7 protein-coding genes and 1 pseudogene are annotated in these 8,055 nt (G+C 69.0%); 6 read left to right on the top strand and 2 right to left on the bottom strand.

The features are described from left to right. Positions 1-674 precede the first annotated feature (674 nt). The 3 genes and pseudogenes from HMPREF9062_RS00510 (at position 675) to HMPREF9062_RS00505 (ending at position 2,378) form a co-directional block, all read left to right on the top strand. Positions 675-1,034, top strand: a complete 360-nt coding sequence (locus HMPREF9062_RS00510; protein ID WP_009409640.1) for a DUF5655 domain-containing protein — start codon at positions 675-677, stop codon at positions 1,032-1,034. A gap of 428 nt (positions 1,035-1,462) precedes the next feature. Beyond that, a pseudogene (locus HMPREF9062_RS13330) lies at positions 1,463-1,776 on the top strand (transposase); the annotation flags it as partial. Between the two features lie 89 nt (positions 1,777-1,865). Next, positions 1,866-2,378: a PH domain-containing protein gene (locus HMPREF9062_RS00505; protein WP_009409638.1), complete on the top strand. Its 513-nt coding sequence runs from the start codon at positions 1,866-1,868 to the stop codon at positions 2,376-2,378. Between the two features lie 102 nt (positions 2,379-2,480). Here the strand turns inward: HMPREF9062_RS00505 and HMPREF9062_RS00500 are convergent, their stop codons facing one another. Further along, positions 2,481-3,011, bottom strand: coding sequence for a carboxymuconolactone decarboxylase family protein (locus tag HMPREF9062_RS00500; protein WP_009409637.1), 531 nt, complete (start codon positions 3,009-3,011; stop codon positions 2,481-2,483). Between the two features lie 86 nt (positions 3,012-3,097). Then, positions 3,098-3,679: a peroxiredoxin gene (locus tag HMPREF9062_RS00495; protein ID WP_009409636.1), complete on the bottom strand. Its 582-nt coding sequence runs from the start codon at positions 3,677-3,679 to the stop codon at positions 3,098-3,100. A 292-nt stretch (positions 3,680-3,971) separates the two neighbouring features. On the opposite strand from HMPREF9062_RS00495, the gene HMPREF9062_RS00490 reads away from it, so the two are divergent. The 3 genes from HMPREF9062_RS00490 (at position 3,972) to HMPREF9062_RS11995 (ending at position 7,991) form a co-directional block, all read left to right on the top strand. Further along, positions 3,972-4,964: an MsnO8 family LLM class oxidoreductase gene (locus HMPREF9062_RS00490; protein ID WP_172634851.1), complete on the top strand. Its 993-nt coding sequence runs from the start codon at positions 3,972-3,974 to the stop codon at positions 4,962-4,964. Positions 4,965-5,080: 116 nt separating this feature from the next. Then, positions 5,081-6,871: a DUF7059 domain-containing protein gene (locus HMPREF9062_RS00485; RefSeq protein WP_009409634.1), complete on the top strand. Its 1,791-nt coding sequence runs from the start codon at positions 5,081-5,083 to the stop codon at positions 6,869-6,871. 172 nt (positions 6,872-7,043) lie between these two features. After that, positions 7,044-7,991: a phosphatase PAP2 family protein gene (locus tag HMPREF9062_RS11995; RefSeq protein WP_253270620.1), complete on the top strand. Its 948-nt coding sequence runs from the start codon at positions 7,044-7,046 to the stop codon at positions 7,989-7,991. Positions 7,992-8,055: the final 64 nt, after the last annotated feature.

Here is an 8,055-nt window from a genome sequence, read left to right as displayed (position 1 = left end):
ACCGCGGAACAAGACAACCGGCCCCACCGGCCACCACCGGACAGAACCGAACCACACATCACAAAACAATCACAGGGCACGGGGAACACACCACCCACCCTACACGACCCAACCCCCCACACAACACCCCCGAGACCACACCAGACCCGCCACCGACCACCCGCCCTCGCGCCCCCCAACGGAGAGCGCACCGCACGACGCTTACGCCGACGCGGGTGGCCGGGACCACGCCTCCGCCCCCGCACCCCCCCCCCGACGCACCAGCCCACGCCACGCCCGCACCAGGCAACCACACACACCAGACCACACCACCGCGCCCGCACCCGCCCGCTCGTAGAACTCACTACGAGCCAGACCCCGACCGACCACCATCGCCCACCTCCGCACCCCCCAGCCCACAGACGAACCCCTCAACAAAAGACCGCACCCATACCGGGCACCACCACATGCGACACCCTCACAGCACCCTAACAGCAGACGGTGCCGGTATCGTTCCCGGCGCCTCGCCCACTGGGTGTGAGAGGGTGGGCGGTGGGCTCTCTTCCTGCGCCCACGCACTACGACTCCGCGGGTGCACGACCATCGCCGAGAACGGGCCTGGGCCTGGTGCCGAGATGCTGTCGACTACGAAGCCGCCCAGCCGCCGATGAACCCCTCCTCAGAAAGGAACGACTATGCCGAGCAACAAGATGATCAGCGAGTTCTCGGATAAGCCGAAAACTGATTCCTTCTATCAGGCGATCGATGAGTACGTCATGAGCCTGGGTAAAGTCAAGAGAGAATTCCGTTCGCAGGTCAGCTACGCCGTCAACCGGAAGTTCCTCTGGATGTGGGCCTACGAGAAAACCACGGACGGCACGCTGTACTTCAATGTGACCCTGGATCGCCAGGAGAACAACAAGAATATCCACAAGGTCACTCAGGTCAGCCCCAATCGATGGAACCATCATGTTGTGATCAAGTCACTGCAGATGGCGAGGAGCCAGTGGCTGCATGCCTTGATCGGCAAGGGTTTCGAGTTCTCCGCTCAGTGATCACCGGGGGATCCAGGCCACGATCCGCAGGATCGCCGACGAGCATAGCCCCTGGGAGGGCCTCGACGATGTCGAGCTCGCCACCGCCGAGTGGGTGCACTGGTTCAACAACACCGCTCCCATTCCGCCATCGGCATGCATACCCTCATCCAGCACGAGCACGCCTGCACCCCACCGCAAGACGACGCTGACAACACCGGCGCCATTGCCGACACTCAAGTCACCGACCAACCCCAGCCGGCAACCACCGGAACCAGATAAACCAGCCTCTGCAGAACCCGGGTCTTAACACCCGTCCAGCGCCCCCGACGCCTTCAGCTCCTCAGTGATCTCACGCGTCTGTCATGAGCCGCAGCCCGCGTCTCATTCACAGCCACACTCACAGTTTCGTCTCCTTCAGGGGGCCGACCTCGCCCTTTCCCCACATTGTCGACCCTGCTGGTCCCATACTGCGGACCGGCTCGTACGTCCCCGACTGGTTGCTTGAGCGCCGCAAGCGGGCGGAGTCGGCGCTGATCACGGTAGTCGCCCACGCCGGCCTGGTCGAGGCCATCGTCGCGAACCTGTCTGGAGCGACCTGGCGGCGATACCGCACCCACTACGCCGCCAACCTGATGACGGACCCCCAAGAGCGCTTGGGCCGGCTCTTAAGACCATGTTCCACTCGGTCTACTCGGTCTACGACCAGCCCGACGCAGCAGTCGTCGAGGCCCAGGTCGACCACCACCTGGACTACACCACTACCGGGGACTTGACCCCTGGGCCGGCGCTCCCGCGGCGCCGAGGCCGGAGGACCACCTGCCGATTCGAAGAACATGGCACCATGTGCCCATGGCTCTGTCGAAGAAGTTGCTCAGCCGCGACGAGGTCGTGGTGCGGCACATGCACACCCACATCAAGGTCCTCCTGTGGCGGATCGTTCTTGAGATCGTGCTGCTCGTTCTCGCCGTCGTCTGCTCCGTGGCGGTTCCCGACTCCTGGAACCCGTGGGGCGTCGTGGCCATCTGGGCGGTGATCCTGCTCGTCAGCATTCCGTTGTTCGTCGCGCCGTGTCTGAGTTGGATGAGCACGACCTACACGGTGACCTCCAAGCGCGTCATTACCCGATCCGGTATTATCAACAAGTCGGGGCATGATCTGCCCCTGTCCAGGATCAGCGACGTCCAGCACGATCGGGACTTCACCGATCGGTTCTTCCGGTGCGGCACATTGCGTCTACAGACCAGCTCGGACGATCCGCTGGAGCTCACCGACGTGCCCAGGGTCGAGATGGTCCAAACGGAGATCTCCAACCTGCTGTTCAACGACGTCCAGGGCGCTGTCGACGCCGACCCCGACGACTGACCGGAGGCCGGTTCCGGTCGGCGGGCGGCCCGCGACCGTCCCGCCGGGACCCGGAGCACCCTCCGATCGGCCCGCGCGGCCGGTCGGCGTCAGCCGCGCCCCTTAGCTCACCGTCTCGACGATGCTCACGGCCTGGGCAACGCCCTGGATGGTCGCGGCGATGCGCACGGCCTCCCATACCTGCTCGGTGGACAGGCCCTCGGCGCGTACGGTCGCGCTATGAGCGGTCACGCACGCCTGGCAGCCGTTGATGGCGGAGACCGTCAGGCTCCACAGCTCGAAGTCGATCTTGTCGACTCCGCCGGAACTGCCGATGATGTTCATGCGCAGGCCCATGCGCTCGTTGTCGACGTCGCCGCCCAGGAAATGGCGGGTGCGGTAGGCGACGTTGTTCATGGCCATGATGGTGGCGGCGCCGAGTGCGGCGGAGCGGGCCTGCTCGCTCAGGTGCTCGCCGGCGTCCTCGGCGACGTGAGCGAGGACTGACTCGTTGCGGGTGGCGGCCGCGGCGGCGAGAAGGGCGCCCCACTGCTGCTGCTCGGACAGCGTGGTGGAGCGGGTGAGGGTGGATAGGTTCAGCGAGAGGTCCTTGGCCCAGTCGGGCAGGGCGGAGCGCAGGGCGGCGATGGTCATGATGCGGTCTCCTCGTGTGTTCCTGTAGTCGAGTATTCGGTTTCTGAGGCGCCCGGCGGGTGGCGGGGCGTCGGGGGATCAGCGGCTCAGCCGGTCATCTCGGACAGGGCGTCGATGGTGGCGGCGCCCGCCTTCCAGTTGCAGGCGCACAGCTCGTCGGACTGGAGAGCGTCGAGCTGGCGCAGGACCTCTTCGGTGTTCCTGCCGACCGAGTCGGCGGTGACGGAGACCGACTGGATGACGTTGTTCGGGTCGATGATGAAAGTGGCGCGATCGGCCTCACCGGTGGCTCGCTTGATGCCGAGGGCCTCGACGAGTCCGCGGTCCAGGTCGCTGGCCATGGGGAAGGGCAGATCCTGGAGCTTCTCGTGGCTGCGGCGCCAGGCGTAGTGGGTGAACTCGTTGTCCACGCTCACGCCCACGATTTCGCAGTCGCGGTCCTTGAACTCCTCGTAGAGGTCGGCGAAGGCGGCGATCTCGGTAGGGCAGACGAAGGTGAAGTCCTTGGGCCAGAAGAAGACGACCCGCCATGTGCCCGCGGGGAGGGAGGAGGAGACGGTCGTGAAGTAGTCCTCGGGGCGGTCGGCCTCAACCTCCTTGAGGTTGCCGGGAACGACGGCGGTGAGCTCGTAGGCGGGGAACTGGTCGCCGATGGTGAGAACGGGCATGGATACCTCCTGAGTCGATGGTGCCGGGACGCCGACGGCGGCCGCAGGACCGTGGGCGGTGAGGCTCACTCTAAAGACGAAAACTAATCAATGCAAGCGTATTGATAAACTAATCATAGATATTGGTGCATGCGATGCCTCTCGCGACGCGACCCTCGGTGTCCCCAGGATCGATGGGTGGGGTGGAGGAGGAATGCCCGAGGACTCGAGCATGTTGCATCCGGCGTCGTCGTCCTGCGATCGCCTGCGCCGGGCGTCGACTCGCAGACTCGTCGTCGTCCAAGGAGTCGTCATGTCGTCGTTGAGGCTCAGTGTCCTCGAACAGATTCCTCTCTTCGCGGGGCGCACGCCCCGTCAGGCCGTCGAGGACGTCGTCCGGCTGGCCCGCGGCGTGGAGGAGGTCGGATATCACCGTTTCTGGCTGGCTGAGCATCACAACACCGGCGCCTTCGTCTCCAGCGCTCCGGATCTGCTCATGATGCACGTTCTGGACGCCACCGGGCGCATCCGTGTGGGCTCGGGCGGCGTTATGGCGATGCACTACGGCTCGCTGCAGATCGCCGAACGTTTCGCCACCCTGGCGGCCCTCTTCCCGGGGCGCGTCGACCTGGGGCTGGGTCGGGCTCCGGGCGGGGACCTGCTCGCGGCCCGCGCCCTCAACCAGGGCCGGGTCATCGATCCCGATGCCATCGATATGCTCATCGCCGAGACGGTCGGCATGCTGCGCGATGAGCTGCCGGTGGGCCACCCCTACGCCTCATTGGAGGTGCGTCCCCGCCCCGAGACTCCGCCCGAACTGTGGCTGCTCGGCTCCTCGGGGCAGTCCGCGGCCTGGGCGGGTCAGCACAATCTCGGCTACGCCTACGCCCAGTTCTTCACCGGGCACCAGCAGGTTGAGATCATGAGCCACTACCGCGCCCACCTGCCCGAGGGCGCGCCGGAGGATCGAACCCTGTCCGCCCTGTGCGTGTCGGCCGCGCCCACCCGCGAGCAGGCCCGCGAGCAGGCGCTCGCCGCAGCCGATTTCCGGCTCGGCCTGCGCCAGGGGAGGGCCGACGGCTTCCGCGAGCCCGCCGCGCTGACTCCCGAGCGCCGCTCGGACGTCGAGGCCCACCTCGAGCGTGATACCGCGATCATCGTGGGCACCTACGACGAGGTCGCCGATGTGCTGCGCGCCTTCGCGAAGAACCACCGCACCGATGAGCTCATGCTCGTCAGTTACATCAACGACGTCGAGGACAAGATCGTCCAGTACCGGGAGCTCGCCGCCCGCCTGACCGGGTGAGCGGGGCGCACGAGATCGACTTTTTCGGCCGAGATCGACAGCGCCACCGTCGACCTCGGCCGAAAAAGTCGATCTCGGAGAAGGAGAATCAGTGCGTTCCCGGTAGCGTCGCGGTCATGACCGCTTCCGCCTCGCCCGCTTCGGCCGCATCCTCCTCACCGCCCGCCGCCTGCGCGCGAACGCCGGCCCCCGCCGCCGCGCCCGATCAGATCGAGTCTCTGCGCGCGGACCTCGAGGCCTCCGGCTGGGGTGTGAACTCCACCCGCCACCTCCTGGGGCCCGTCGCCGACGACGCCCTGCACCACGAGCTTCGCCTGCCGGCCCTCCGGGCGGTGCGCGCAGTGCTCGCCGAGGACCGCGCCGCCGGCGCCTCCCCGAGCCCCACCGCCGTCCTGACCGCTCTGTTCATGCTCGGCGAGCCCGTCTCGGCCGCCGACCTCGACGCCGTGCTGCGACGCACCCGCACCGCGGGCGCCCTCGCCATGGGCCTCGTCGTGGCCGTCGACTGCGACGCCGTGGTGAACCCGCAGACTCAGGGGACCGCCGGTGCGACGGGCGCGGAGACCGCCGGCCCCGGCATCGGCGGCGCCGCGAGCCCACCCGCGACCGGTTCGAGCGCGCCGGCGGCCGTCTCCTCCGACGTCGCCCTCTCCGATCCCGCCGTCGTGCGCGCCGCAGTCGACCTGCGCCCCCACGAGGTCCGCGACGACGCCGGCGACGTGCGCTGGTGGATCGCCTCCGATCTCGGCGAGCTCATCACCGGCCGCGAGCTCACCCCCGACCACGTGCTGGGCATCGGCGGGGCGGGGCTGACCCTGGCCGGACTCACTCCGCGCGACCCGGTCGCCGCAGCCCTGGATCTCGGCTGCGGCTGCGGCATCCAGACCCTCCACCTCCTGCGTCATGCCGCACGCGTCACCGCCACCGACATCTCGGCTCGCGCCCTGGCCTTCACTGCCTTCAACGCCGCACTGGCCGGAACCGACCCCGACCGCCTCGAGCTCCTCCACGGCTCCCTCCTCGAGCCGCTAGCCGACCGCACCTTCGATCTGGTCGTCACCAATCCGCCCTTCGTCATCACGCCCCCGGCCGTTCGCGAAGCCGGCCTGCCCCTCATGGAGTACCGCGACGCCGGAGCCCCCGTGCTGCCCGCTCTCGTGGCCGCTCTCGGCGATCATCTGCGCCCCGGCGGCACCGCCGTCATGCTCGGCAACTGGGAGCATCGCACCGGCCGTGACTGGCGCGACGAGGTGCGCGCCTGGCTGCCGGACGGCCTTGACGCCTGGGTGATCCAGCGCGAAAGGCAGGATCCGGTCGAGTACGCCACCATGTGGCTGCGCGACGGCGGCACCATCCCCGAGCGCGATGAGGCCGTCTTCAACACCCGACTGGGTCCTTGGATCGACGATTTCGCCGCACGCGGCGTCGAAGCCGTCGGCCTCGGATATCTGATCCTGCACCGTCCGGTCACCGGGGAGACCGGGCCCGACGGCGACCCGCGCGTGCCCTGGCGGGTTCTGGAGGAGGTGAGCACCGCCCCCTGCGAACCGCTGGGGGAGCATGTCGCCCGGATCGTCTCGACGCGCAGCCTCCTGGCGTCCCTGAGCGACGATGAGGTCGCCGCACTCCACCCCGTCGTCGCCGACGACGTCACCCGCCAGGACCATCGGCGGCCGGGCGACGGCGACCCGGCGCTCATCCTCATCCATCAGGGCGGGGGCTTCGGCCGGAGCAGGAGGGCCGACACGGCTCTCGCAGCGCTGGTCGACGTCTCCGACGGCGAGCTGAGCGTGGCCCAGATCGCGGCCGCGGTCGCCGCGCTGACGGACGCCGACTCCGGGGCGGTGCGGGACGAGCTCGTAGCGGCCACGCGCGAGCTCGCGGGCGAGGGGTTCCTGACACTCTGACTACGGCCGCTCCTCTGCTCCGGCCCGCTGATTCCAGCCCGCCCGTTGATGGCCGCGGCGCCGCCCGCCTCGGCGGAGCGTCGGCCGTGGCGTTCGTTCCGTGTGGCGCACCTCGTAGCCGGCCGTGCGGTGCGCTGCACCGACGGCGGGGATCGGCCCCTACGATCGTTTCGTGGTATCCGCTCGGTTAAAGCCCCGCCTGCGTGCGGCTGCACTTGCTGCAGCCTGCTTCCTGGGCATACTCGTCGTGTGGGCCGTGCTGGTCGTCTCCCACACGGGACAGCTCATGGAGCAGACCGCCCTCACCGGGTCCCGCATCGGCGCTCGGTTCGCCTCCGGGTACGCTCGCACCCTCCTCCACGTCGTATCGATACCGGCCGTCATCGCGATGGCCGTCATCGTGTTCCTGCTGGCGCTGTGGCGCGGCAGTCGCCGTCGCGCCCTGTGGGCGGCCGGAACGATCGCGGCCACCAACGCCTCCGCCCAGCTTCTCAAGCACACCCTCCTATGGCGTCCCGACTTCGGGCTCTCCCAGCGATGGGACGCCGCTAACACCCTGCCCAGCGGGCACACCGCGGTCGCCGCCTCCACGGCCGTCGCGCTCGTCCTGGTCGTCGGTGCGCGCTGGCGGTCGCTGACGGCGTGGGTCGGGGCGCTGCTAGCCGCCGCCATGGGGTACTCGACCCTGGTGTGCCAGTGGCACCGCCCTGGGGACGTCATGGCAGCGCTGCTGCTCGCCGTCGGCTGGGGCGCCGTCGCGGTCGCCTGCGGCGCCTGGGCCAACGATGAGCCCGCTCCCGGCGGACGGACCGGCCCCGATGACGGCGGCGGGCGCGGCGCTCGCCGCGCGGACGGGGCGCCCGCCGCCGGCCCGGGCGTCGCCGTCATGATCCTGGGAGTTCTCGGCGTGCTCGCCGGCGTGATCTCCGCCGCCCTCGAGGTGATCACCTGGCGCGGATTGCAGGTCGACCCGAGCCGCGTCGACGCCTTCGTCGCCTACGCCGCCGGGTCCGGCGGTACGGTCGCCGTGGCCTTCACCGGCCTCGCCCTTCTGGCCGCCCTGTCCCGGGCGTCGGAGGTGGCGCCGCCGCGTCGTCGGGGACGCCATGTGCGTTCGTAGCGGGGCCCGCGCGTGCGGGACCTGCGTATCTCCGTACAGGCGCCGCGCACAGCGGGAACCGTGG

This window comes from Actinomyces sp. oral taxon 448 str. F0400 (assembly GCF_000220835.1).
Classification (GTDB): domain Bacteria; phylum Actinomycetota; class Actinomycetes; order Actinomycetales; family Actinomycetaceae; genus Actinomyces.
The sequence above is the reverse complement of the archived record's forward strand: the minus strand, read 5'-3'. Positions and strand labels throughout refer to the sequence as shown.

Bases quoted from the DNA above. Each gene is read 5' to 3' on its own strand.
- HMPREF9062_RS00510 (WP_009409640.1), top strand. From the start codon at position 675: ATGCCGAGCAACAAGATGATCAGCGAGTTCTCGGATAAGCCGAAAACT.
- HMPREF9062_RS00505 (WP_009409638.1), top strand. From the start codon at position 1,866: ATGGCTCTGTCGAAGAAGTTGCTCAGCCGCGACGAGGTCGTGGTGCGG.
- HMPREF9062_RS00500 (WP_009409637.1), bottom strand. From the start codon at position 3,011: ATGACCATCGCCGCCCTGCGCTCCGCCCTGCCCGACTGGGCCAAGGAC.
- HMPREF9062_RS00495 (WP_009409636.1), bottom strand. From the start codon at position 3,679: ATGCCCGTTCTCACCATCGGCGACCAGTTCCCCGCCTACGAGCTCACC.
- HMPREF9062_RS00490 (WP_172634851.1), top strand. From the start codon at position 3,972: ATGTCGTCGTTGAGGCTCAGTGTCCTCGAACAGATTCCTCTCTTCGCG.
- HMPREF9062_RS00485 (WP_009409634.1), top strand. From the start codon at position 5,081: ATGACCGCTTCCGCCTCGCCCGCTTCGGCCGCATCCTCCTCACCGCCC.